Origin of the sequence: Nocardia sp. CA-151230 (genome assembly GCF_050942175.1) — a bacterium.
Lineage (GTDB): Bacteria > Actinomycetota > Actinomycetes > Mycobacteriales > Mycobacteriaceae > Nocardia.
Map to the genome: position 1 here is coordinate 8,627,197 of NZ_CP192061.1, position 22,684 is coordinate 8,649,880.

A 22,684-nucleotide genomic window follows, 5' to 3' on the forward strand; every position below is an offset into this window, starting at 1 on the left:
CGTACTGTTTGCGTGACGGGGACCACCGGTACACGACGCGCCGACCGCCGTCGAGATGTGAGCACCTTCACAGGTCATTGCGATCTCGATAGCTGTGAGGCGGGCCACCGGGGCGCCCGGATCGGACCATTCGGTCGACTGAAGAACTTGAGATCTAGCACTGCTAGACAAAATAGCTTCGCGTTGTTATTGTTGCTTCAGTTCCTAGCACCGCTAGATCACTGCCGAAAGAGGCCCCCATGCTCGTCCTGACCGGCCAGTTCCTCGCCGCCCTCGCAGTCCTCGCCAATGCCGTCGTCTACGGCACCGACTGGTGCGCCGCCCTGATCATGCGATCCGTCTACCGCCGCCTCGACGACGCCTCCGTCACCGTCAACGCCGGCTGGGGCCACTACTACGGCGACAAGCGCATGCCGATCTTCGGCGCGGGCGGCGTTGTCACCGCTGCCCTCACCCTGATCGTCGCCGCGGTCTCCGGCCACACCGGCGCGGCCGTCGCCGCCGCCGTCGCGCTGGTCGCCCTGGTCGCCTGGCTGGCCTTCTACGCGAAGGTGGCCAAGCCGGTGAACACCGCGCAGAAGGCCGCCGCCCAGTCCGGCGTCATCCCCGCCGATGCCCGTGCGCTGCAGGACAGGTGGGACAGCATCATCAACCTCCGGGTGGCCCTGCAGTTCATCGCTCTGTCCGGCCTGCTCGCCGCCCTGGCCCTCTTCTGAACCACCCGCGCTCGACAGCCCCGCACCGAAACTCGGTGCGGGGCCTCGTTGTTGCCCGGGCGACGGTCGCCGGGCGACGCCTGCCTGCTCGAGGTCCGGCAGACCTGACCGCCCTCCGTAGCTGTCGCGGCGCACGCTGCCGGTTGCCGGGGTCCGGCCGGTCCTGAAATCCCTGATGGTCGCTTGGTCAGCGAAGGTGCGCGGGCGGGATTACCCTGCTCGCGTGAGTCCCGAACGCTGCGATGGAATTCTGCTCGCGGCCGGTGCCGGTCGGCGGTATGGCATGCCGAAAGTGCTGGCCGAGGACGGTCGCTGGCTGCACGGGGCGGTGGCGGCGCTGCGGGACGGTGGATGCGCGCGAATCTTCGTGGTGCTGGGGGCGACCGGGCCCGCCCACCGCGCGCCGGACGGCGAGTGGCAGGTATCGCAAACCTCGGGCATCGCCCTGCCCGAGGGAGTCCACCCGGTCTGGGCGGCGGACTGGGACCTCGGCCTGAGCGCCTCCACGCGCGCGGGTCTGGCAGCGGCCGCGGCACCGGGCCTCAGCACCCGGGAGGCCTTGGAGCAGACCGGAATTCCCGATGAATCCGCAGTTCCGGGCATGGATGACACCCTTGCCGCGCGGACTTTCGGCACCGGGAACACTGCCGAGCGGAATTCCGATTCGAGGAATTCCCGCACCGGAAGCTCCACGGCGACGCCGCGGAATCACCGCGCAGCGCCCGCGGAATTGGTCGCGATCATGCCGGTGGATACGCCGGACGTCGGACCTGCGGTGGTCGAGCGGGTGATCGCGGTGGCGCGGACCAGCCAGAGCCGGTTGGCGCGGGCGTTCTTCGGGACCACGCCCGGGCATCCGGTGGTGCTGGGGCGGGCGCACTGGGCGGGGGTGTGCGCGAGCGCAGAGGGAAATTCGGGGGCGGGCACTTATTTACGGCAACGAGCGGATATGGTGTGCGTCACGTGCGATGACCTCGCAACGGGGATCGATCGGGATTATCCGGCGGACAGCGCACTGTGATCGGGAGCATGTGATGCGGGAAATCGTCGACGACCTTCTTCGAATTTGGCACAGCGGGCGCACCGGGGGGCTGGCCACTCTGGTTCGGACACAAGGCGCTACGCCCGTACCGATCGGGTCGGCCATGGTCGTCGACGCCGACGGGCGGGCCTTCGGATCGATCTCGGCGGGCTGCGCCGAGGCCGCCGCCTACGAGGCCGCCATCGAGTCGGCGCACACCGGACGGCGCGGGCTGCAGCGATTCGGACCGGGCAGCGGGCTCGATGCGCAGATGGACTGTGTCGGCGCCCTGGACGTGTTCACAGAACCCTTCTCGCGCAGGCATTTTCCCGAATTCCCCGATGTGGCAGCCGATATGGCGGCCCAGCGGCAGGTCACCGTCTTCACCGTCGTCTGGCATTCGGACCCGGATGTGATCGGCCAGCACCTCATCACCGACCGCAAGCACGGCACCGAGCTGGTCTCGCTCCCCGACTCCGACGTCTTCGTGTCCTCGTTCGCCCGCCCGCCGCACCTGATCCTGGTGGGGGCCAACGCTTTCGCGAGCGCGCTGGCCACCCAGGCCCGGCTGCTCGGCTACCGGATCACCATCGTGGACGCCCGCCCCACCTTCGCCAATTCGACCGCCTACCCGGGCTGCGAGGTGGTGGTCGACTGGCCGCACCGCTACCTCAACACCCTCGCCTCGGCCGGTGAGATCGGCGCCGACACCGCCATGGTGGTGCTCTCGCACGACCCGAAATTCGAAATCCCTTTGCTCACAGTGGCTTTGCGACTACCCGAGCTGGGGTACCTGGCCGCCCTGGGCACCCCGGCATCGCACGCACATCGGCTGGAGGCCCTGCAGGCGGGCGGCTTCACCGACGAGACCCTGTCCCGCCTGCACTCTCCCGCCGGTCTCGACGTGGGTGCCCGTACCCCCGCCGAGACCGCCGTGTCGATCGCCGCCGAACTGCTGGCGGTCCGCAACGGCACCTCCGCCGAACCGCTGTCCGCCTCCCCCGGCGCGGGTCGCCGGCACGTGCAACTGGTGCGCTGACTCGCCCCTGAGGCGCTGAGCTACTTCAATTCTGGGTGCTCGGCGAAGACCTCTTTGAGCACCGACAGGTCGAACAGCTTGTCCGCCTTGATATCGATCTTGGCCTTGGCCAGTGCCGCGATGTTCTGTTCGATCAGTGCGTCGGTCATGGTGAACAGCCCGTTGGCCTTGGAGTCGGCCGATTCGACCAGCCCGTTCTGCGCCTGTGCCTCCATGGTCTGCTCGCGCAGCTCCAGGCGCTGATCCTTGCCGTACACCTCGACGGCCAGCCGCGCCGCCTCGCCCGGGTTGGCGACGGCGTCCTTCCAGCCCTTGATCTCCGCCGTCAGGAACGCCTTGAGTTTGTCGCGCTCCTTGTCGATGGTCTGCTGGCTCACCGTCAGCGTCTCCGCGACCAGCGGCAGCCCGAAGTCGGCGAACAGGAAGTTGACGTTCTGGAACCCCTTGGTGGCCAGAGTGATCGGCTCATTCGTCGCGTAGCTGACCCAGCCGTCCACCTCACCGTTGGCCAGCGGCGTCGGATCGTATTGCGCGGGCACGATGGTGACGTCGGAGGGTGACATGCCATTGGCGGTCAGCAGCGCATCGAAGATGAGCTGATTGGTGTCCTGCACACCGATCTTGCGCCCCTTCATGGCCTGCGGGTTGAGGATCGGGTTCTTTCCGGAGCTCACGATGCAGAAGGGATTCTTCTGATACGTGGTGCCGACGATCTTGGCGGACAGGCCCTCCAGAATCGCGGGCGCGGTGGTCTGCGGCGCGGACATGCCGATCCAGATCTTCCCGGTGCCCAGCCCCGCCTCCACCGAGGTGCTGGCCGCGCCGCCCGCGATCAGATTCACCGACCCGAATCCGGCGTCCTTGTAATAGCCCTTGGAATCGGCGAAGTACTCACCGGCGAATTCGATGTTCTTCAACCAGGACAGCTGCACAGCCACCGTCCCGTACTTGGAACCGTCGGCGACCGAGCCATTGCCGGAGCCCGAGGAGTCCTTACCGCACGCGGCCAGTAATCCGGCCCCGCCCACCGCCGCACCGGTCAATCCGGCGTAGCGGAGGAAGGATCGCCGACCCATGGACAACTGCGAGGCCGAATCCGGCCGGAGCAAACCACTCATGCGGCGAATGTAAGCCGTTTCGATTTCCGATTTTTTGCTTTTCCGCAGGTATTTGTGTGCGCCGCGTTAACTCGTGTGCTCATTCCCGGCTCCGTTCCGGCGAGAACCGCGCCAGCACCAGGTTTTCCAGCACGCCCACCACCGCGTAGGCGAACACCGACACCACCGTGACCAGCGCGATCGACGCCCACAGTCGGTTGTACTGGAAGGTGGGGATGGCGCGGATCAGCCCCGCGCCCAAACCGGTTCCGCTGCCCAGCCATTCGCCGAGCAGCGCACCGATCAGCGCGCCCGGCACCGAGACCCGGGCGGCCGCGAACACCGCGGGCAGCGCGGCCGGGACCGCCACCATGCGCATGGCCGTCCAGTTCGAACCCCCGTAGGCCAGTACCAGTTCCGTGGCCTGCCGGGGCGCGGACCGCAAGCCGGTCATGATCATCACCAGGGCCGGGAAGAACACCACGATGGCGGCCATGACGGTGACGCCGAGCAGTCCGCGCCCGAACACCAGCACGATGATCGGGGTGATGGCCACCAGCGGGACCGATCGCAGCAGCATCGCCACCGGCATGAACGCCTGCGCCACCGGGGGAACGCCGATGAACAGCGCCGCCACCACCAGCGCCGCGCCCATGCCCGCGCCGAAGCCGATCAAGGCGTCCCGCAACGTGATTCGCATTTCGTCGAAGATCACCTGACGGGCGCCCGCCGAGGTCGGCCCGGTCACCAGGTACTTCCACACGTCCCCGGGGCTCTTGCCGACCAGCCCGACCTGCGGGTACAGCTTCAGGAAGCCGTACCACAGCGCCACCAGCAGAATCAGCGAAACCAGTAGTGGCAGTAGGAATCTCCCGATCGGCCGCAGCAGGTTCAGCAGCTGCGCGGCCCAGCCCGCCGCCGGGTTCGCGACCTTGTCGGTCATCATGCCTCCGCTCGCGTCCACGGCACCGCCACCCGCGCCACCAGCGCCACGATCGCGTAGCCGAGCCCGGCCAGCGCGGCCGCGGCCAGCGCCATGCCCCAGGTGCGCGGGACGTTGTAGGCGGTCTGCGCGGCCGTCAGAGCCACCCCGATACCGCTGTCCACGCCGCCCAGGTACTCCCCGATGATCGCGCCCAGCACCGCGGACGGCGCGGCAATCTTCAAGGCGGCCAGGGTATTCGGCAGGGCCGCGATCAGCTGCACCCGGGTCAGCCGCTGCCAGCGGCCACCGCCGTAGGCGCGCACCAGATCCAGGCTGGTGCGGTCCGCGGACCGCAATCCGGATACGGTGCCGACCATGGTGGTGAAGAAGCAGTACATGGCCGCCAGGAACACCGTCGGCGTGCGCCCGCCGAACACCACCAGGATGATCGGCCCCAGCGCCAGCAGCGGCGTGCAGTAGCTCAGGATGGCCAGCTGGGTGACCAGCATTTCGATGGGCGGAATCAGCACCACCAGCACCGCCAACGCGATGGCCAGTGCATTGCCCCACAGGAACCCTTGCAGCGCACCCCAGGCCGTGATCCGGAAGTTGGGTCCGTACAGTGCCCAGCCGTCGGTGTACATGGTGTGCAGCACGGTCCACGGGCTCGGGACGGTGCCGCCCGCGACGCGCAGTTCGGCGAGCAGCGTCCACAGCGCCAGCAGTGCGAGCATGCCCGCCAGACCACCCAACCTGGTTATCCGCAGACTCTCTCTCATTGCGCCCCGGTTCATTCCGATGCCACCCCGCCCCGGCCGGTGCGCCCGAACAGCAGCTCCGACAGATAGTCGTGCAGCTTGTGGAATTCGGGCGTGCGCATCATCTCCGGCGTGCGGGGCCGCGGCAGGTCGATGTTCACGACCTCCACCACCCGGCCGGGCCGTGGGCTCATGACAGCCACCACGTCGGAGAGGAAGACCGCCTCGGCTATGCCGTGCGTGACCATCAGTGTGGTGGCGGGCTTTTCGGTCCAGATGCGCAGCAGTTCCAGGTTCAGCCGCTGCCGGGTCATATCGTCGAGCGCGCCGAAGGGTTCGTCCAGCAGCAGCACCGTCGGCCGGACCACCAGCGCGCGGGCGATCGAAACCCGTTGCCGCATACCACCGGACAGCTGCGCGGGCTTGGCCTTCTCGAAGCCCTCCAGGCCGACCAGCCGGATCAGATCCGCGACCAGCTCCCGGTCCGCGGGCAGCCCCGCCACCTGCAGCGGCAGCTTGATATTGGATTCCACACTGCGCCAGGGCAACAGCGCCGAATCCTGGAACGCGATCCCGAACTCGTGCCGCCTGCGCAGCTCGGCCGGGGTCTCACCATTGATCTTCGCGGTCCCCGCGGACGGCGACTCCAGATCCGCGAGAATCCGCAGGATGGTGGACTTCCCGCACCCGGAGGGCCCCAGCAGCGACAGGAACGCGCCCTGCGCGGTATGCAGATCCACCGTGTCCAGGGCCGGCACCACCCGCCGCCCGGAGCGGAAGGTCTTGCTCAGCCCGCTGATGTGAATGCCCGTCCCCGCGGCGGCTTCCGAACTCATAGCGCCAACGGTAAGTGCCGGGAATTGCACGCAGATTGCAAATGAGCAGACCAGATGACCTACTTGTTACACAGAGACCACGGAATCAGCCGCCTCTGAGAGTCCCGAGAGTTGGGTTTCACCACCATGTCTGGGGTTCGAACCAGTCGCGCGCTTCCCGGCGGAACAGCAGCACGATCACCGCCAGCGAGACCAGCGGCCCCAGCGGACCCGGCGGCCGCCCCTCGGTGATCGACGGCACCGTCCACAGCATGTTCATGACCGCCACCAGAATCGCCCCGATGCGCACCGACTGTCCCTCGGAGTTGAATGTCAGCGCGACCAGACCGAGCAGAAACGCCGGGATGAACGGCACCGCGGTCCCGATCGCGGCCTCGGCCCCCAGCAGCCATCCCGAGGAGGCCACGCAGATCGCGCCCAGCCCCGCGATTCCCAGCGCGAGCACTTGCGCCGCACGCACCACCCGGGGCATTCGATAGTTGTCGTCCACACCCGACCCCCGATCGGGTTGAGTTCCCAGGTCCGACACTCCCCCAACCTAACCCGGGACAACCCCCGGTCCCGCGCCACCACGCCGCCACGGGGTTCAGTTCACAGCTACCTCACATACGGCGTGTCCCCGGAGTGTCACGGCCGGACCGCGACGGATTCGAGTTCCCGCACCCGCACGGTGGGCAGCAGCCGGTCCCGCAGCACCCGGTCGATCTCCCCCGCGACCGGAATGACCACGGCGGCGGCGGAGGTGGCGACGGCGTCGGCGAGCAGCTCCGGCCAGTCCGGTGTGGTGCCGGCGGCCAGCGCGGCGATGATGGCCGCCACCGCCGCATCGCCGGCCCCGGTAGGGTTGCCCGCCAGCGGTTTCGGCAGGGCCGCCGTCCAGGCCCGGGTCGGGGTGACCGCCACCATGCCCGCGCCGCCCCGGGTCACCACCACCGTGCCCACGCCGTCGGCGATGAGCGGATCGACGGCCGCGAGGATCTCCGGAATGGTGCCCGCCGGGCGGCCGGTGAGACGTTCCAGCTCCTCGACATTGGGGGTGAGCACGACGCCTGGCACGCGCGCGGCCAGTTCCAGCGGCTGGCCGTCGAAGTCGCAGATCGTGGGCACGCCCCGGGCGATGGCGGTGCGCGCCAGCTCGGCGGGCAGGCCCGGACTCACCCCGCCGGGCAGCGAACCCGAGATGACCAGGCCACTCATATCCGAGAGCAGGCCCGCCACCCGCACCCGCAGCTGATCCACCGCGTGCGGTTCGGTGACCCGCGGCCCGGGCTCCCACAGCGCGGTGGCGGTGCCGTCATCGGATTCGCTGATCACCACCGTGCGGCGGACCCACGGCAGCGCGTGCACGAAGTCCACCGGCATCTCGAGTTCCGCGGCAGCCGCGAAGGAATGGTCCGCGAAACCGGTGGCGCGGGCGTATTTGCCGAGCTGGTTCAGCACCCGTGTGACATTGATGCCGCGCCCGCCCAGCCGCTGATCCACCGACCGCACCCGCTGCGCCCGGCCCCGCTCGAAATGCTCGACCCGGTAGGTCATGTCGTAGGCCGGGTTCAGGGTCACGGTGAGGATCACCCCACCATCTCGGCACGTCACGGCACCGGATGCAACCCCTGGGTGGCAAAGTGGCACCGAATGTCGTTGCCATTCGGAGATATTCGAGGGGCAGGATGTCGGCCGTGCATCCGCTCCCACCGAAACACCTGCTGCTGCAGGCCTGCCGCGGCCTGCCCCCCGACGACCATCCGGTGCTGCGCTGTGCCGGCTTACTCGCGGACCTGCACGAGCGGCGGCTCACCAGAGCGGGCGGCACCGATCGGATCGACCACGACCGGGCGCGACTGGTGCACGATATCGACAGCTGGGTGGCGGCCGAACTCCCCAAGGCCGCCCGCGACGCCCACCTGCACACCGAGACCGTGGGGACGGTGGTGGACCGGCTCGCGCAATTCTCCGCGCTCGCCTACCTGACCCTGGCCATGTCACCCGACGACGCCGTGCACGATGCCGCCCAGCGGCTCACCGAACTGGCCATCGCCTACGAGGATCTGGCTGGTGAGCTGGCCGCGGGCCGCCGCCGGCTGCCGAACCTGACCGGCATCCACGACTACGAATCCTGACCGCGACACGAATCTTGACCGCGGCCGGCGGTGCCCGGCGAGGGGGCGGGGCACCACCGGCCACACAGGTGGACCATGCGCAATCCACCGTCGAAGTCTCCCGAACGGCACGAGCTCACAGGGAATCCGCGTGGGAGATGCGGTGGCAGTTCCTGTGTCCCGTCACCTGACAACCGTCCGGTCGAGCGTCGACACGTGAATCATGTCGCCCGAAACTCGGAGCGTCCCCTGTTCCAGCTGTGAATCGCCTGTGAGGGAGGACCAACTCTCGGGACTCTCAGGGGCTTCGCCCCCGAACCCCAGAGGCAATTTCGGGAGCTCCGCCCTCGCACCCTCGTCTATTTGGTGCCGGGTAGCAGGGCGCGGATGGTGTCGATGGTGTCGGCCTGGTGGGGTTCCTTGTCGGGGCGGTAGCGGACTACGCGGGCGAAGCGGAGGGCGACGCCGCCGGGGTAGCGGGGGCTGGTCTGGACGCCGTCGAGGGCGATTTCGACTACCAGTTCGGGGTAGAGATAGACGGTATTGCCGTCGCGTTTGCGTTCGTGACGCGGGAATTCGGCCGTCTGCCAATGGAGTAGGGCGTCGGTGAGGCCCTTGAATGTTTTGCCGACCATGATCGGGTCGCCGCCCTCGGGGTCGCGCGCGCCCAGGTGGAGGTTGGAGAGGTAGCCGGTGCGGCGGCCGTAGCCCCATTCGGCGCCGAGCACGATGAGGTCGAGGGTGTGGGTGGGTTTGATCTTCTGCCAGGAGCGGCCGCGGCGGCCGGCGGCGTAGGGGGCGTCCAAGGATTTGATCATGATGCCCTCGTGGCCCGCGGCCAGCGCGCCGTCGAAGTATTCGGCGGCGGCTTCCGGGTCGGGGGCGATGAGGGCCGGAATGGTCAGGCCGCAGGCCACCGCGGTGAGGGCCTCGCGGCGGGTGCGCAGCGGGGCGTCCAGCAGGTCGGCGCCGTCGAGGTGGAGACAGTCGAAGAAGTAGGGGTGCAGCAGCAGTTCCTGGGAGGTGGTGGCGCCGAAGCGGCTCATGGTCTCCTGGAAGGGCCGCGGGCGGCCGGAGTCGTTGAGCGCCAAGGTTTCTCCGTCGAGCACGACGCTGGTGCAGTCCAGCTGCCGCACCACTTCGACCAGTTCGGGCACGCTCGCGGTGATGTCGCGCAGGGTGCGGGTGAACACCCACACCCGCTCACCGTCGCGATGCACCTGGATGCGGGCGCCGTCCATCTTGTGTTCGACGCTGGCCCGCCCCTCGAATTCGGCCATGGCCTCCTCGAGGGTCGCGCCGGGCGAGGCCAGCATGGGCTGGATCGGCCGCCCGACCTCGAGCCGGAACGCGGCCAGGGCCTCGACGCCGCCGGTGCGCGCCGCGACGGCGGTGACCGGCAGCCGCCCGGACAGCATGTGGGCCCGCCGCACCGCCTCGATCGGCACCTCGAAGGCGGCGGCCACCGCCTCGGCGACGATCGCGGTCAGCGCGCCCTGCCGCATCTCCCCGGTCAGCAAGCGGAGCAGGAACTCGTGCTCGTCCCGGGTCGCGGCCCCGAACAGGGTGGCCAGCAGTTCCTGTCGTCGCGCCGCCGACCCGCTGCCCCTGACCTCGGCCAGCTCGCTGAAGGAGGTGTCCACCTCGTCCACCGACAGCGTGGACACCGCGGCCGGCTCGACCGCGAGCGTGGTCAGCGTGCGCCACCCCGTTCCGATCCGTCCCTGTGGCAGCTCGCCGGACGACCAGGCCACGACCTGCGCCAACTCTTGCGGCGCCGCCTGCTTCAGCAGGTCGGCGAAGATCTTGATCTTGTTCTTTCGCGACGACGTCGCCCGCACACCCTGTGACGCCTCAACCACATCGGACAAGAGCACTTGTCGACGGTAACCCGAGCGACCGACAACGATGTGATACACAGCTCAGCAGCTCTGCTAACCCTCGCGTTGGCAACGATGCGAAGACACCAATAAACTTGGGCGCATGGCCAAGACTTACGTCGGTGCGCGGCTGCGACAGCTGCGTACCGAGCGCGGTTTGAGTCAGGTCTCGCTGGCCAAGAAGCTCGAGATCTCCGCGAGCTATCTGAATCAGATCGAACACGACGTGCGTCCGCTCACCGTACCGGTCCTGCTGCGCATCAGTGAAGTCTTCGGCGTCGACGCCGGCTTCTTCTCCTCCCAGGACGACACCCGGCTCATCGCCGAACTCCAGGAGGTCGTGATGGACCAGGAGCTCGGGGTGGAGGCCGACGCCCAGGAGATCGCAGAAATGGTCAGCGCGCACCCGGGTTTGGCGCGCGCCATGGTGAACATGCATCGCCGCTACCGGAATACGACCGCACAGCTGGCCGCCGCGACCGAGGACCGTTTCTCCGACGGCAGCGGTTCGGGCGCCATCTCCAAACCGCACGAGGAAGTACGCGACTACTTCTATCAGCGGCAGAACTACATTCACGAATTGGATACCGCCGCCGAGGAACTCACCCATCGCATGCGATTCCACGGCGGCGATCTCAAGCGTGAGATCCCGCGCCGCCTCAGCGATGCGCACGGCGTGCAGATCGTGGAGCGTATCGATCTGGGCGACGGCGTGCTGCACCGCTTCGATCCCGAGCAGCGCCGGCTGGAAATCGCGCCGCATCTCTCGGGCGGGCAGCGGGTGTTCAAGCTGGCCGCCGAGCTGGCCTACCTGGAATGCGGCGAGCTCATCGAAAAGCTGGTGGCGGAGGGCAATTTCAGCGGCCACGATTCGGTCGTGCTGGCAAAACTGGGCCTCGCCAACTATTTCGCCGCCGCCACGGTCCTCCCCTACGCCCATTTCCACGAGGTGGCGGAGGACTTCCGCTACGACATCGAACGCCTGTCGGCGTTCTTCACCCAGAGCTACGAGACCATCTGCCACCGCCTGTCCACGCTGCAGCGCCCCAAACTCCGCGGCGTCCCCTTCTCCTTCGTCCGCGTGGACCGCGCCGGCAATATGTCGAAACGCCAGTCCGCCACCGGTTTCCACTTCTCCTCCAGCGGCGGCACCTGCCCGCTCTGGAACGTCTACGAGACCTTCGCCTACCCCGCGAAGATCATGACCCAGATCGCCCAGATGCCCGACGGCCGCAAATACCTCTGGATCGCCCGCACCGTCGAACGCCGCGCCACCCGCTACGGAGAACCCAGCAAAACCTTCGCCATCGGACTGGGCTGCGAACTCCGCCACGCCGGCCGCACCGTCTACGCCGACGGCCTGGACCTGAACGAGCCCAAAGCCACCCCCATAGGCGCCGGCTGCCGCGTCTGCGAACGCTCCAACTGCCCCCAACGCGCCTTCCCACCCCTCGGCAAATCACTCGACATCAGCGAACACCGAAGCTCCATCTCCCCCTACGTCATTCAGTGACCCGCGATCACCCCTGCGGCTTCAACCCCGGGCCGTCGGCGATCAGCGTCGTCGGTGACGGATTCGATGACCTATCCGGGTGGGAAACACTCGCTGAATCGCGCGCGAACACGATCGTGTGAAATTCGAGAAGGTTATTGCCACGGCCGGGCTCACCATTGCCGCGTTGGCGATCGCAGGGGGTACTTCCTATGCCGCGCCGGCGCCGGATCCGGCTACGGTGCAGTCGATTCGGCACCCTGCTCAGAATCAGGATGATCTGGGGTACTCCATTGTTCGCTCGGATGCGGACAAAACGGTTACTACAACCCTTACCGGCGGCACCTTTCGGCTCACCGATGCGTCGGTCGATGTGCTGGACGGCTCCGGGGTGGTCGTGACGAGCATGCCGCTGGCCATGACCACGGCGGGTACGGATCTGGTGGTGTCGATGCATCCGAGCATCGAGGACAACGGGACCAAGCTGGTTGCGCATCCGGAGGCCGGCGAGATCGCGCAGCCGGGGGCCGCGGATATCGGGCGGTGGGTGCCGACCTCGCCCAAGCAGCGCGCGACCCAAACCGGTAGTGCCATCGGCGCATTGGGTGGTGCGCTCGGTGGTCTCGTGGTCGGCGTCGTCATCGCGGTGGCCACGGGTGGCCTGGGCATCATCGCGCTGCCGTTCGCGGCCATGATCGGTGCGTTGATCGGTGGCGGCACCGGCAGTGCGGCGGGCGCGGGCACCACCAACGACGACCGGCAGGACGGCTGGACATGGCAGCAGGACTGCCACACCGACTACTACACCCACAGCCAGTACTGCTACTGAGCCGATCTCACCGTTGGGCCCGAGCCGGTGTCAGCTTCCGCTGGCCCCGGCTCGGGCCGTTTCATATCCCTTGACCTGCAATAATGTTTCCTTCACACCACCCGAACCACGATGCGGTGAGCAGAAATTCACGCCGCTGCAATGTAGGAAATCGGACATTCATCGAGAGTCATTCCGGCGCAACACTTCCCGTTTACCTTTCGTTCCACGAATACAGCCGCTGTATACGCGGCGGTATTCGCAAGCGGCGCACGTGGCGCCGCCGAACACCGTGAAGTGAAGGATCCGCCCATGCACGACTCTCCCCGCCGGGACAGGGCCGCCCGCCTGATGAAGGCGATCACCATTCCGACCGCGCTGGCGCTGTCCGCCGTTCTGGTCGCCGGCTGTGGTTCGCGCGACAGCGACACCGCGTCGGGCTCCAATGCCAAGTCCTGCGTGGACACGTCGAAGGACACCATCAAGATCGGTTCACTACACTCGCTGACCGGCACCATGGCCATCAGCGAGGTCACCGTCGCGAATGCCACCAAGCTGGCGGTGGACCAGATCAATGCGGCGGGCGGCGTCCTGGGCAAGAAGCTGGACGTGGTGCTCGAGGACGGCGCCTCGGATCCCAAGACCTTCGCGGAGAAGGCCGAGAAGCTGATCAGCTCCGACTGTGTGGCCGCGGTGTTCGGCGGCTGGACCTCGGCGTCGCGCAAGGCCATGAAGCCCAAGTTCGAATCGCTGAATTCGCTGCTGTACTACCCGGTTCAGTACGAGGGCCTGGAGGATTCGAAGAACATCTTCTACACCGGCGCCACCACGAACCAGCAGATCATCCCGGCGCTGGACTACCTGAAGCAGAAGGGCATCACCTCCCTCTACCTGGTGGGCTCCGACTACGTCTTCCCGCAGACCGCCAATCGCGAGATCAAGGCGTACGCCAAGGCCAATGGCATCGAGATCAAGGGCGAGGACTACGCCCCGCTCGGCTCCACGGATTTCTCCACCATCGTCAACAAGGTCCGCAATGCCAAGGCGGGCGCGGTGTTCAACACCCTCAACGGCGACTCCAATGTGGCCTTCTTCCGCGAGTACGCCAACGCGGGCCTGAAGGCCGCTGACATGCCGGTGGTCTCGGTGTCCATTGCCGAGGAAGAGGTCGGCGGCGTCGGCGTGCAGAACGTCGCGGGCCAGCTGACCGCCTGGAACTACTACCAGACCGTCGACACCCCGCAGAACAAGGCGTTCGTCGCCGCGTACAAGACGGCCTACGGCGCGAACAAGCCCACCTCCGACCCGATGGAGGCCGCCTACACCTCGGTCTACCTGTGGAAGGCGACCGTCGAGAAGGCGAAGTCGTTCGCGGTGGCCGACATTCAGAAGGCCGCCGACGGCGTCAGCTTCGACGCGCCGGAGGGCACCGTCACCATCGACGGCTCCAACCACCACATCACCAAGACCGCGCGTATCGGCGAGATCCACCCCGACGGGCTCATCTACACCGTCTGGGATTCCGGCAAGCCGATCCAGCCGGACCCGTACCTGAAGAACTACGACTGGGCCAAGGGCCTGAAGTAATTCGGCGGCCGCCGATGAGGGGCGGCTGGTGCGGCACCTGTGCCACACCAGCCGTACGGCGACCAGCCGAGAGGCCAATCGATATGAAACAAACAGACAATCGATCCCTGTCCACCCGCCCGTTGGTTCGCGGCCCGTCTCGTTCTGGACTGAGCGGAGCGGGGGAGCGAAGCGGAGGAGCGGAGGGAAGGACGAACGAGACCTCCGGGGCCGCGAACCCGCCTGGAGCGAAGCGGAGGGCACATTGAACACAGCGGCTGTCGGACAGCTCTTCACAGGGCTGAGTCTGGGCTCGATCCTGCTGCTCGCCGCGCTGGGTCTGTCGCTGACCTTCGGTCAGATGGGCGTCATCAATATGGCGCACGGTGAATTCATCATGGCCGGGTGTTACACGACCTACGTTGTGGAACAACTGATCTCGGCGACGGGCGTGGCGCTGATCGTGTCGCTGTTCGTCGGCTTCCTGGTCGGCGGCCTGCTGGGCGCGGCCCTGGAGATGGGGCTCATCCGCTGGATGTACGACCGGCCCCTGGACACCCTGCTGGTCACCTTCGGTGTCGGATTGATCCTGCAGCAGGCGGTGCGGGACATCTTCGGCGCGCCCGCCAAGAACGTGGTCGCGCCGGACTGGCTGACCGGCGGCCTCACCATCGCGGGCACCGTGGTGCCCAAGACCCGCATCTTCATCATGGTGCTGGCCGTGGTTGCGGTGATCGCGCTGGCCACCGCGCTCAAGACGACGCCGCTCGGCCGCCGCATCCGGGCGGTGGTGCAGAACCGCAGTCTGGCCGAAACCTCGGGCGTCTCTTCACGTCTCACCGATGTGAGCACATTCTTCATCGGTTCCGGGCTGGCGGCGGTGGCCGGTGTGGCCCTGACCCTGATCGGTTCCACCAGCCCCACCATCGGGCAGTCGTATCTGGTGGACGCCTTCCTGGTGGTCGTCATCGGCGGCCTCGGGCAGATCAAGGGCACCGTGATCGCGGCCTTCGCCATGGGCCTGCTGAATTCGTTCGTCGAATACTCGACCACCGCGACGGTCGCCAAGGTGATCGTCTTCATCGTGGTCGTGATCTTCCTGCAGGTGCGCCCGCAGGGTCTGTTCACCGTCCGCACGAGGAGTCTGGCATGACCACCATCCAGCGGCTGAGTGCCAACTCTTCCCTGAAAGCCCTGGGCGGCTTCGTCATCGCCGCCATAGTCCTGTTCGGTCTCGCACCGGCGATGCTCACCGACTTCCGGTTGAGCCTGCTCGCCAAGTTCCTGTGCTTCGCCATCGTCGCGGTCGGCATCGGCCTGGCGTGGGGCCGCGGCGGCATGCTGACCCTCGGCCAGGGCGTGTTCTTCGGCATCGGCGCGTACATCATGGCCATGCACATGCAGATGGCCGATGCGGCCAAGGCACACGAGGATGTGCCGGAGTTCATGACCATCGCGGGCGTGGACCAATTGCCCGCCTACTGGCGGCCTTTCGAGTCCGCGCCGGTGGCGCTCCTGGCAATCGCGGTGCTGCCCGCCGCCATTGCCGCGGTGCTCGGCTTCGGGGTGTTCAAACGCCGGGTCAAGGGCGCGTACTTCGCCATCCTGAGCCAGGCGCTGGCCGCGGCGCTGGCGATCCTGCTCACCGGGCAGCAGACCATCGGCGGCTTCACCGGATTGAGCGACTTCCGCTCGTTCTTCGGCTTCCGCCTGGACGATCCGGTGAACCGGCGCATGCTGTTCTTCATCGCCGCGGGCACACTGCTGATCGTGGTGGCCATCGCACGCCAGCTCATGCGCAGCCGCTACGGGGAACTGCTTGTCGCCGTGCGTGATCAGGAGGAACGGGTCCGGTTCCTCGGCTACGACCCGGCCAATATCAAGATCGTCGCCTATGTGGTGGCCGCGTTCTTCGCGGGCATCGCGGGCGCGTTGTTCACCCCGATCGTCGGCATCATCTCCCCCGCCGACATCGGTGTGGTCCCGTCCATCGCCTTCCTGATCGGCGTCGCCATCGGCGGCCGCACCACCCTGCTCGGGCCGGTGCTGGGCGCGATCGGCGTGGCCTGGGCGCAGACCACGTTCTCCGAGCACTTCCCGTCGGCGTGGACCTACTTCCAGGGCGCGCTGTTCATCGTGGTGGTCGGCTTCATTCCGGCCGGACTGGCCGGATTCGGGCCCATGGCCAAGCAGCTGCTGGAACGGCTGCGGCCCACGACGGCCCCCGACGCCGCACCGGAACCGGCCGCCGCGCCCGAGAGCGAGGCAGCGGTCGAGGCCGAGTCCGAGGCGGAGCAGAAGGTGGAAGCACGATGACCGCACCCGAACCGAAAATCGGCGGCAACGCCGGAATGGACAGCGAATACCTCGAAATCCGCGGCCTGTCGGTGAGTTTCGACGGCTTCAAGGCCGTCTCCGACGTGGATCTGACCGTCTTGCAGGGCGATCTGCGCTTCCTCATCGGACCCAACGGCGCGGGCAAGACCACCCTCATCGACGCCATCACCGGCCTGGTCCCCGCGACCGGCTCGGCGCAGAAGACCGGCGCCGAGCTGATCGGCCGCAAGGTGCATCAGATCGCCCGGCTCGGGGTGGGGCGCACCTTCCAGACGGCGAGCGTGTTCGAACAGCTCACCGTGCTGCAGAACCTCGATATCGCCGCGGGCGCGGGACGTTCCGCGCTCACCCTGCTGCGCCGGCGCAAGTCGGTGCTGCCCGCCATCGAAGAGGCGCTCGAGACCACTGGACTCGCCGCGCTGCGCGACAAACCTGCCGGGGTGCTCGCGCACGGACAGAAACAGTGGCTCGAGATCGGCATGCTGCTGGTGCAGAACGCCTCGGTGCTGCTGCTGGACGAACCGGTGGCGGGCATGAGCGCCGAGGAACGCGAGGAGACCGGAAACCTGCTGCGCCGCATCGGCGGTGAGCGGGTGGTCATCGTCGTCGAGCACGATATGGATTTCATGCGCGCGTTCGCCAGTTCGGTGACGGTGCTCGCGGGCGGCCGCGTCCTCAGCGAGGGCACCGTGGAGCAGGTGCAGGCCGACCCGAAGGTGCAGGAGGTCTACCTCGGCACCGCCGCGGCCGGTGAGCTGCCGCCCGCGGAGAGCAGCACTACTACCGGGTCGATGGGCGCGGAGCAGGAATCGGACGAGGCGAAGGAGGCGGCGGATGCTGGAACTCTTTGACCTACATACCGGCTACGGCCGGACCGAGGTGATTCACGGTGTATCCCTGACGGTTCCGGACAATGGCGTGGCGGCCATCATGGGCCACAACGGGGCCGGTAAGACCTCGCTGCTGCGTGCGGCGGTCGGCCTGCTGCCCGCCAAGTCGGGGCGGATCCGCTTCGGCGGCGAGGACATCACCAAGATGTCGCCGTCGCGGCGGGTCAAGCGCGGCCTCGCCTATGTTCCACAGGGGCAGCAGAGTTTTCCACAGCTGTCCACAATGGAGAACCTCCAGGTGGTGGCCGACGGCCGCAAACGCGGCAAGGCGCTCGTCGACGAAGCGCTGGACCTGTTCCCGGCGCTGCGGGAACTGTTGTCCCGCAAGGCCGGACTGCTCTCCGGCGGCCAGCGCCAGCAGCTGGCCATCGCCCGCGCCCTCGTCACCGAACCGGCGCTGCTGATCCTCGACGAGCCGACCGAGGGCATCCAGCCCTCGGTGGTCGCCGAGATCGAACGCACCATCATGGAACTCTCCGGCCGGGGCGGACTCAGCGTGCTGCTGGTCGAACAGCACATCGGCTTCGCGCTGCAGGCCGCGCAGCAGTTCTACGTCCTGCGCTCGGGCCGCGTCACCTCCTCCGGGGCGGGCGGTGCGAGCGCGGAATCCGCTGTGCGCCAGGCCATGGCGATCTGATCGGACATTTCGTGAACGCGCGCAGGGGGCGTATTCCGTTGTCCGAGCGGGTCTATCGATCCCTGCAGCGCGATCTCGCGGCCGGGATGCTGGTACCGACCGAGCGACTCGGCGAGGAACGCCTCGCCGAGACCTACGGCGTCTCCCGCACCCCGGTCCGCGAGGCGCTGGCCCGGCTCCTCGCCGACGGCCTGCTGGAACGCCACACCGACGGCCTCTACCCGTACCGACCCCGGGTCGACGAACTCGGCGACCTCTACGAACTCCGAATAGTCCTGGAAGCCAGAGGAATCCAGCGGCTGCAGGCCACCGCGGCGGCGCTCCCGGAACCGCTGGCCGCCGCCGTGCAGCCGGAACCGCCGGGCCTGGCGGCTCGGCCTGCGGTCACGCCGCACGACCTGGGTGCGATCGAGCGAGAGCTCGGGCTCTGGCGGCGCGTGCGCGAGGATCCGCCGGAGCCCGGGGCCGAGCTGATCGCCGCCGACGAGCGGTTCCACACCACACTCCTGCTGGCCGCCGGCAATTCCGCACTGGCCGAGGCGCTCTCGACGGTGCACGCGCGGGTGCGGCCGGTGCGGGCCCTGGACATGCCCACCCCCGGGCGGATCGCCGCCATGGCCGAGGACCATATCGCCATCGCCGAGCACCTGCTCGCCGGGGATCTGGACACCGCCCTGCGCACCCTGCTGGCCCACCTCACCAGCTCCCGAGCGCACGTCCTCACCCGTGCTCGCCGCGCGCTGGAGCTCACCAAACTCGCCCAGGCGGTCCGCGAGTGACCCGATCCGCGCCGCGCCGGGCCGTCGGTCTGGCAAGTGGCTCAGACAGGGTGTTGACTGGGGGGATGGTGTCGACGAAGCCACGCATCGCTCCCGGTCGTCTGCGGGAGCTCGGTCCGGTGAACTGGGTTGTCTGGCAGGCGCTTTCCCGTGCCGCGGGCACGGAGGACGCGCATCTGTTCAGCACACTGGGCCGGACCGGCGGTCTGTTCCGGGGATGGCTGCACTTCTCCGGCCGCCTCATGCCGGGCGGCAAGCTGCCCCGGTACGAGTCCGAACTGGTCATCCTGCGCGTCGCGCACCTGCGCCGATGCGAGTACGAGACCGACCATCACATCCGGCTGGGCCGCCGCGCGGGCGTCACCGCCGAAATCCTCGACCGTCTCCGCGAGGGCCCGGCCGCCGCCGGATGGTCCGCCAAGGAGCGCGCGCTGCTCACCGCCGTGGACCAGCTGGTCACCACCCGCGACCTCGACGACGCCACCTGGCAATCCCTCGCCGGCCATTACGACGAGCGCCGCCTCATCGAAATCGTCCTGCTCACCAACCAATACGAGGGCCTGGCCAGCACGATCACCGCCCTCCGCATCCAAACCGACCACTAGCCGCACGATCCGGCAGCGGCTCACGCCGGTTTCGAACCGCGGTACATCGCGGTTTCGAACCGCCGGCCGACCCCCGGCGGTGGCCGGATATCAGCGACGCAGGTGGTAGACCGGCTGGGTGGCGGCTTCGGGAACGGTCTCGGCGTGCGGGATGCGATGCGCGTACCCGGGTTCGGCCGGGCGGGCGGGCTGGATGCGGGCGTGCAGGTGCATGTCGTGCCAGCCGTCGTCGTGCAGGCCCGCGCTGCGATTGATCCCCTCGAGCACGAAGCCGGATTTGTGTGCCACCCGGCAGGATTGGGCGTTATGAACGGAATGCCGTAACTCCAGGCGGTGGAATCCGGCCACCTGGAAGGCCCAGCCGACCAGCGCCTCCACCGCGCGCGGGGCGATGCCGCGGCCGCGCGCCGCCGGGACCACCCAGTAAGCCAGCTCGGCCTCGCCGGGTCCGAGTTCCATGTGATGCAGCGAGGCCCGGCCCATCAGCCGGCCACTGCGGCCATCGGCGACAGCCCAACTGGCCGCGGTGCCACCACTCCACGTGCGCGCCCAGGAGTCCACCCATTCCCCGGCCTCCTCCACGGTGTCCGCGGTGCGCACGTGCCAGCGCCGAATGGCCGGATCCTGGAAGGCCGCGTACACCTCGGGCCCGTCCCGGCGCAGCCACGGCCGCAGCACCAGCCCGTCTCCCACCGGGAGCACCGGCTGCGCTGCCCGGCTGAAGGTTTCGGCGGCGACGATTGCCGGGGTTGATCGCGGCATGGGTGGAATTCTGCCCGCGATCGCCCGGTCCGCGCGGCGAAATTGAGACCACCGTCCCGATCGGTCTCTATTGCCCGGGTCGCCCGAACCGACCGGCCATGCTCAGGGCCTGCGGTTTTCGATGAGCGCGGCCAATCCGTCCAGGACCCGGGCCAGCCCGAACTCGTAGGCGTGGTCCGCACTGTAGGCGCTGTCGTGGGCCTGCCCCGCGACCGCGCCGATCCGGGCCGCCAGAGGATAGCGGCCGGCGTCGAAGACCCGCGCCAGCAGCGGGGCCGCCCGCTCCCACCACTCGTGATCGGAGTGCCCGCTCTCGGTCGCGGCCCGCGCGGTGTCGATGGCCAGCTGCGCGGTCGAGGTCACGAAGCCCAGCACATAGGTGAGCGCGGCGTCCATCTCCAGGTCACCGAGGCCGAGCCCGTCGAACGCGCGCAGCTCGTGATCGTATTTCGCGGCCACGCCGGGACCCAGCGGCGGCCGCGTGGTCGGCAGATAGGCCACCCACGGATGCTCGGCCAGCAGGGCTCGATTCTCGGCGGCGATTGCGGAAACCCGTTCCCGCCAGGGCATTCCGGTGAGATCGTGACGCGGCATGCGCTGGTAGACGGTGTCGAGCATGAGGTCCAGCAGTTCGGCCTTGCCCGGCACGTAGGTGTAGGTGGCCATGGGCGTGATACCCAGCTTGGCCGCCACCGACCGCATGGTGAGCGCGCCCAGTCCCGCACTGTCGGCGATCTCCAGCGCGGCCGCGATGACGGCGTCGAGGGTGGTGCGCTGTCTGGGCCCGCGCGCCGAACCACCGGATCCGGGCTCGCGCCACAGTAGTTCCAGCGTGCGTACCGGGTCGCCCGCGCTGCTGCGTTCCCCGCTTCGTCCGGCCATTCGCGTCACCTCCGTCGCCGATCGTATCGATGTGACAGTCGTCACTTTGCATCCCATCGGGAATGTCTGTACAAAGTACAGCGTACTTAGTACAGAGTTGATCGGCACCACCTAGGAGGCCCCATGACCATCACCGCATCCGCGATCTCCCTGAACGTGCCCGACCCGATCGCCTCGGCGAAGTTCCTCATCGACCACTTCGGTTTCGCCGAGAAGATGTCGGCCGACGGCTTCGTCGACGTGACCCGCCCCGACGCCGGATTCGACGTCATCTACCTGCGCACCGGCCTCGGCAGCTTCAAGCCGGAGCGCATCGCGGGCAGCGCGGGCGAGGGCCTGCTGGTGGTGTTCGTCGTCGACGACATCGACGCCGAATACGCCCGCGTCCAACGCGAAGGCGTGCCGATCGTGACGCCCATCGAGACCGAGCCGTGGGGCGAGCGCTACTTCCAGGCCCTCGACCCGAATGGGATCGTCATCCAACTGGTCCAGTGGGTCTGACCGGAACCCGCTGAAGATTCCTCCGTCGAACGTGTCGATTCGGGCCGGGCCCGTTCGAGGAGTAGTCGAGGGCCGAACGGCGGCCCGGCACTTCGACGAGAGGAATTCGATGCGAAAAGTGGTGGCTTTCGAGCACATGACCCTCGACGGCTTCGCGGCCTCACACACCGAACTGGGACTGGAATGGACATTCGGCAGCTACAGTCCGGACCTCGCCGCCTTCCACGACGAGCACATCCGGGCTGACATCGGAACCACGATCTACGGCCGCAAGACCTTCGAGGGCATGCGCGATCACTGGTCGAGCGTTCCGGACAATCCGGAGGCCACGGCACACGATCTCGAACACGCCGAATGGGTCACGAATATCGACAAGATCGTCTTCTCGACCACGCTCGAGTCGGCCGGCTGGCGGAACACCCGGATCATCGACGGCGACGGGGCGACCCGCATCTCGGAGCTGAAGGCGGAGGACGGCGGCGCGCTGGTCATCTACGGCAGCCCGACCCTGGTGCACTGGTTCGCCGACGCCGGGCTCGTCGACGAGTACCGCATCGTCATCCATCCGGTGACAATCGGCTCCGGCACCCCTATGTTCCGGGACAAGTCCGAACTGAATCTGAACCTGCTGGAATCGAAGTCGTTCGACGGTGGTGCCCTCTATGTCCGCTATGCAGTCGCCCAGCGAGAGGATTGAGCAATGCGATACCTGGCACTGATTCGCCTGGACCCCGCCCAGATGCCCGAGGAGGGGCCCGGCGACGACCTGATCGCCAAGGTCAACGAGATCATCGAGGAGATGACCAAGGCGGGCGTGCTGCTCGATACCGCGGGCCTGCGCCCGGTCGAGGAGGGCACCCGGATCCGGCAGGCCGGCGGCGTGCAGACCGTCATGGACGGGCCGTACACCGAATCCAAGGAGATCATCGGCGGATACCTGGTGCTGCAGACCCGTTCGCCGGAGGAGGCAGCCGAGTGGGCGTCCCGGTTCCTGCGGGTGCACGGGCCGGAGTGGGACATCGAGGTCGAGGTGCGACAGCTGGACGGCCAGAACTGA

25 protein-coding genes are annotated in these 22,684 nt (G+C 67.9%); 16 read left to right on the forward strand and 9 right to left on the reverse strand.

The features are described from left to right. The first annotated feature begins 239 nt into the window (after nucleotides 1–239). The 3 genes from ACQP1O_RS40405 (at nucleotide 240) to ACQP1O_RS40415 (ending at nucleotide 2,776) form a co-directional block, all read left to right on the forward strand. Nucleotides 240–716 (forward strand): DUF1772 domain-containing protein, encoded by a 477-nt coding sequence (locus ACQP1O_RS40405; protein WP_433563523.1) that lies wholly within the window; start codon nucleotides 240–242, stop codon nucleotides 714–716. A 175-nt stretch (nucleotides 717–891) separates the two neighbouring features. Continuing rightward, on the forward strand, nucleotides 892–1,737 hold the full coding sequence (locus tag ACQP1O_RS40410) for a nucleotidyltransferase family protein (protein WP_433563524.1): 846 nt from the start codon (nucleotides 892–894) through the stop codon (nucleotides 1,735–1,737). Nucleotides 1,738–1,750: 13 nt separating this feature from the next. Beyond that, entirely contained in the window at nucleotides 1,751–2,776 is a 1,026-nt protein-coding gene (locus ACQP1O_RS40415) for an XdhC family protein (protein ID WP_433563525.1), read from the forward strand. A 20-nt stretch (nucleotides 2,777–2,796) separates the two neighbouring features. Here ACQP1O_RS40415 and ACQP1O_RS40420 read toward each other — a convergent pair whose 3' ends face one another. The 6 genes from ACQP1O_RS40420 to ACQP1O_RS40445 all read right to left on the reverse strand — a co-directional run bounded on the left by ACQP1O_RS40420 (nucleotide 2,797) and on the right by ACQP1O_RS40445 (nucleotide 7,964). Then, entirely contained in the window at nucleotides 2,797–3,894 is a 1,098-nt protein-coding gene (locus ACQP1O_RS40420; protein ID WP_433563526.1) for an ABC transporter substrate-binding protein, read from the reverse strand. A 79-nt stretch (nucleotides 3,895–3,973) separates the two neighbouring features. Next, on the reverse strand, nucleotides 3,974–4,768 hold the full coding sequence (locus ACQP1O_RS40425; protein WP_433567960.1) for an ABC transporter permease: 795 nt from the start codon (nucleotides 4,766–4,768) through the stop codon (nucleotides 3,974–3,976). A 47-nt stretch (nucleotides 4,769–4,815) separates the two neighbouring features. Further along, nucleotides 4,816–5,577: an ABC transporter permease gene (locus ACQP1O_RS40430; protein WP_433563527.1), complete on the reverse strand. Its 762-nt coding sequence runs from the start codon at nucleotides 5,575–5,577 to the stop codon at nucleotides 4,816–4,818. A gap of 11 nt (nucleotides 5,578–5,588) precedes the next feature. Further along, nucleotides 5,589–6,392 (reverse strand): ABC transporter ATP-binding protein, encoded by an 804-nt coding sequence (locus ACQP1O_RS40435; protein WP_402776210.1) that lies wholly within the window; start codon nucleotides 6,390–6,392, stop codon nucleotides 5,589–5,591. Between the two features lie 118 nt (nucleotides 6,393–6,510). Then, nucleotides 6,511–6,921 (reverse strand): hypothetical protein, encoded by a 411-nt coding sequence (locus ACQP1O_RS40440; RefSeq protein WP_433563528.1) that lies wholly within the window; start codon nucleotides 6,919–6,921, stop codon nucleotides 6,511–6,513. Nucleotides 6,922–7,019: 98 nt separating this feature from the next. Then, the gene (locus ACQP1O_RS40445) at nucleotides 7,020–7,964 is read right to left on the reverse strand and encodes a hexose kinase (protein ID WP_433563529.1); all 945 of its coding nucleotides are present in this window, start codon (nucleotides 7,962–7,964) and stop codon (nucleotides 7,020–7,022) included. Nucleotides 7,965–8,068: 104 nt separating this feature from the next. On the opposite strand from ACQP1O_RS40445, the gene ACQP1O_RS40450 reads away from it, so the two are divergent. After that, nucleotides 8,069–8,509, forward strand: a complete 441-nt coding sequence (locus tag ACQP1O_RS40450; protein ID WP_433563530.1) for a DUF4254 domain-containing protein — start codon at nucleotides 8,069–8,071, stop codon at nucleotides 8,507–8,509. Nucleotides 8,510–8,847: 338 nt separating this feature from the next. Here the strand turns inward: ACQP1O_RS40450 and ACQP1O_RS40455 are convergent, their stop codons facing one another. Next, a complete protein-coding gene (locus ACQP1O_RS40455; RefSeq protein ID WP_433563531.1) occupies nucleotides 8,848–10,365 on the reverse strand; it encodes an ATP-dependent DNA ligase in 1,518 nt (505 codons plus the stop codon). Between the two features lie 106 nt (nucleotides 10,366–10,471). Here ACQP1O_RS40455 and ramB point away from each other — a divergent pair, with 106 nt between their 5' ends. The 9 genes from ramB to ACQP1O_RS40500 all read left to right on the forward strand — a co-directional run bounded on the left by ramB (nucleotide 10,472) and on the right by ACQP1O_RS40500 (nucleotide 19,482). Then, entirely contained in the window at nucleotides 10,472–11,881 is a 1,410-nt protein-coding gene (gene ramB, locus ACQP1O_RS40460) for an acetate metabolism transcriptional regulator RamB (protein WP_433563532.1), read from the forward strand. Between the two features lie 118 nt (nucleotides 11,882–11,999). Further along, a complete protein-coding gene (locus tag ACQP1O_RS40465; protein ID WP_433563533.1) occupies nucleotides 12,000–12,689 on the forward strand; it encodes a hypothetical protein in 690 nt (229 codons plus the stop codon). Nucleotides 12,690–13,019: 330 nt separating this feature from the next. After that, nucleotides 13,020–14,255, forward strand: a complete 1,236-nt coding sequence (urtA, locus tag ACQP1O_RS40470; RefSeq protein WP_433567961.1) for an urea ABC transporter substrate-binding protein — start codon at nucleotides 13,020–13,022, stop codon at nucleotides 14,253–14,255. 244 nt (nucleotides 14,256–14,499) lie between these two features. Further along, a complete protein-coding gene (gene urtB / locus ACQP1O_RS40475) occupies nucleotides 14,500–15,387 on the forward strand; it encodes an urea ABC transporter permease subunit UrtB (RefSeq protein ID WP_433563534.1) in 888 nt (295 codons plus the stop codon). Then, a complete protein-coding gene (urtC, locus tag ACQP1O_RS40480; RefSeq protein ID WP_433563535.1) occupies nucleotides 15,384–16,550 on the forward strand; it encodes an urea ABC transporter permease subunit UrtC in 1,167 nt (388 codons plus the stop codon). Before urtB ends, urtC begins: the two co-directional genes overlap by 4 nt. Continuing rightward, complete coding sequence (gene urtD, locus ACQP1O_RS40485; protein WP_433563536.1) at nucleotides 16,547–17,422, forward strand: urea ABC transporter ATP-binding protein UrtD; 876 nt, start codon at nucleotides 16,547–16,549, stop codon at nucleotides 17,420–17,422. Before urtC ends, urtD begins: the two co-directional genes overlap by 4 nt. Next, nucleotides 17,406–18,098 (forward strand): urea ABC transporter ATP-binding subunit UrtE, encoded by a 693-nt coding sequence (gene urtE / locus ACQP1O_RS40490; protein ID WP_433563537.1) that lies wholly within the window; start codon nucleotides 17,406–17,408, stop codon nucleotides 18,096–18,098. Before urtD ends, urtE begins: the two co-directional genes overlap by 17 nt. Nucleotides 18,099–18,184: 86 nt before the next feature. Continuing rightward, complete coding sequence (locus tag ACQP1O_RS40495; RefSeq protein WP_433567962.1) at nucleotides 18,185–18,877, forward strand: GntR family transcriptional regulator; 693 nt, start codon at nucleotides 18,185–18,187, stop codon at nucleotides 18,875–18,877. A gap of 65 nt (nucleotides 18,878–18,942) precedes the next feature. Further along, nucleotides 18,943–19,482 carry a carboxymuconolactone decarboxylase family protein gene (locus ACQP1O_RS40500; protein WP_433563538.1) on the forward strand — a complete coding sequence of 180 codons (540 nt, stop codon included), beginning with the start codon at nucleotides 18,943–18,945 and terminating at the stop codon, nucleotides 19,480–19,482. Between the two features lie 90 nt (nucleotides 19,483–19,572). Here ACQP1O_RS40500 and ACQP1O_RS40505 read toward each other — a convergent pair whose 3' ends face one another. Together ACQP1O_RS40505 and ACQP1O_RS40510 are read right to left on the reverse strand one after the other, a co-directional pair. Then, the gene (locus ACQP1O_RS40505; RefSeq protein ID WP_433563539.1) at nucleotides 19,573–20,244 is read right to left on the reverse strand and encodes a GNAT family N-acetyltransferase; all 672 of its coding nucleotides are present in this window, start codon (nucleotides 20,242–20,244) and stop codon (nucleotides 19,573–19,575) included. A gap of 102 nt (nucleotides 20,245–20,346) precedes the next feature. After that, nucleotides 20,347–21,126 carry a TetR/AcrR family transcriptional regulator gene (locus tag ACQP1O_RS40510; protein ID WP_433563540.1) on the reverse strand — a complete coding sequence of 260 codons (780 nt, stop codon included), beginning with the start codon at nucleotides 21,124–21,126 and terminating at the stop codon, nucleotides 20,347–20,349. A 123-nt stretch (nucleotides 21,127–21,249) separates the two neighbouring features. Between ACQP1O_RS40510 and ACQP1O_RS40515 the strand changes: the two genes are divergently transcribed. The 3 genes from ACQP1O_RS40515 to ACQP1O_RS40525 all read left to right on the forward strand — a co-directional run bounded on the left by ACQP1O_RS40515 (nucleotide 21,250) and on the right by ACQP1O_RS40525 (nucleotide 22,684). Beyond that, complete coding sequence (locus ACQP1O_RS40515) at nucleotides 21,250–21,627, forward strand: VOC family protein (protein ID WP_433563541.1); 378 nt, start codon at nucleotides 21,250–21,252, stop codon at nucleotides 21,625–21,627. 109 nt (nucleotides 21,628–21,736) lie between these two features. Further along, the gene (locus tag ACQP1O_RS40520) at nucleotides 21,737–22,324 is read left to right on the forward strand and encodes a dihydrofolate reductase family protein (RefSeq protein ID WP_433563542.1); all 588 of its coding nucleotides are present in this window, start codon (nucleotides 21,737–21,739) and stop codon (nucleotides 22,322–22,324) included. Between the two features lie 3 nt (nucleotides 22,325–22,327). Beyond that, on the forward strand, nucleotides 22,328–22,684 hold the full coding sequence (locus ACQP1O_RS40525; protein WP_433563543.1) for a YciI family protein: 357 nt from the start codon (nucleotides 22,328–22,330) through the stop codon (nucleotides 22,682–22,684).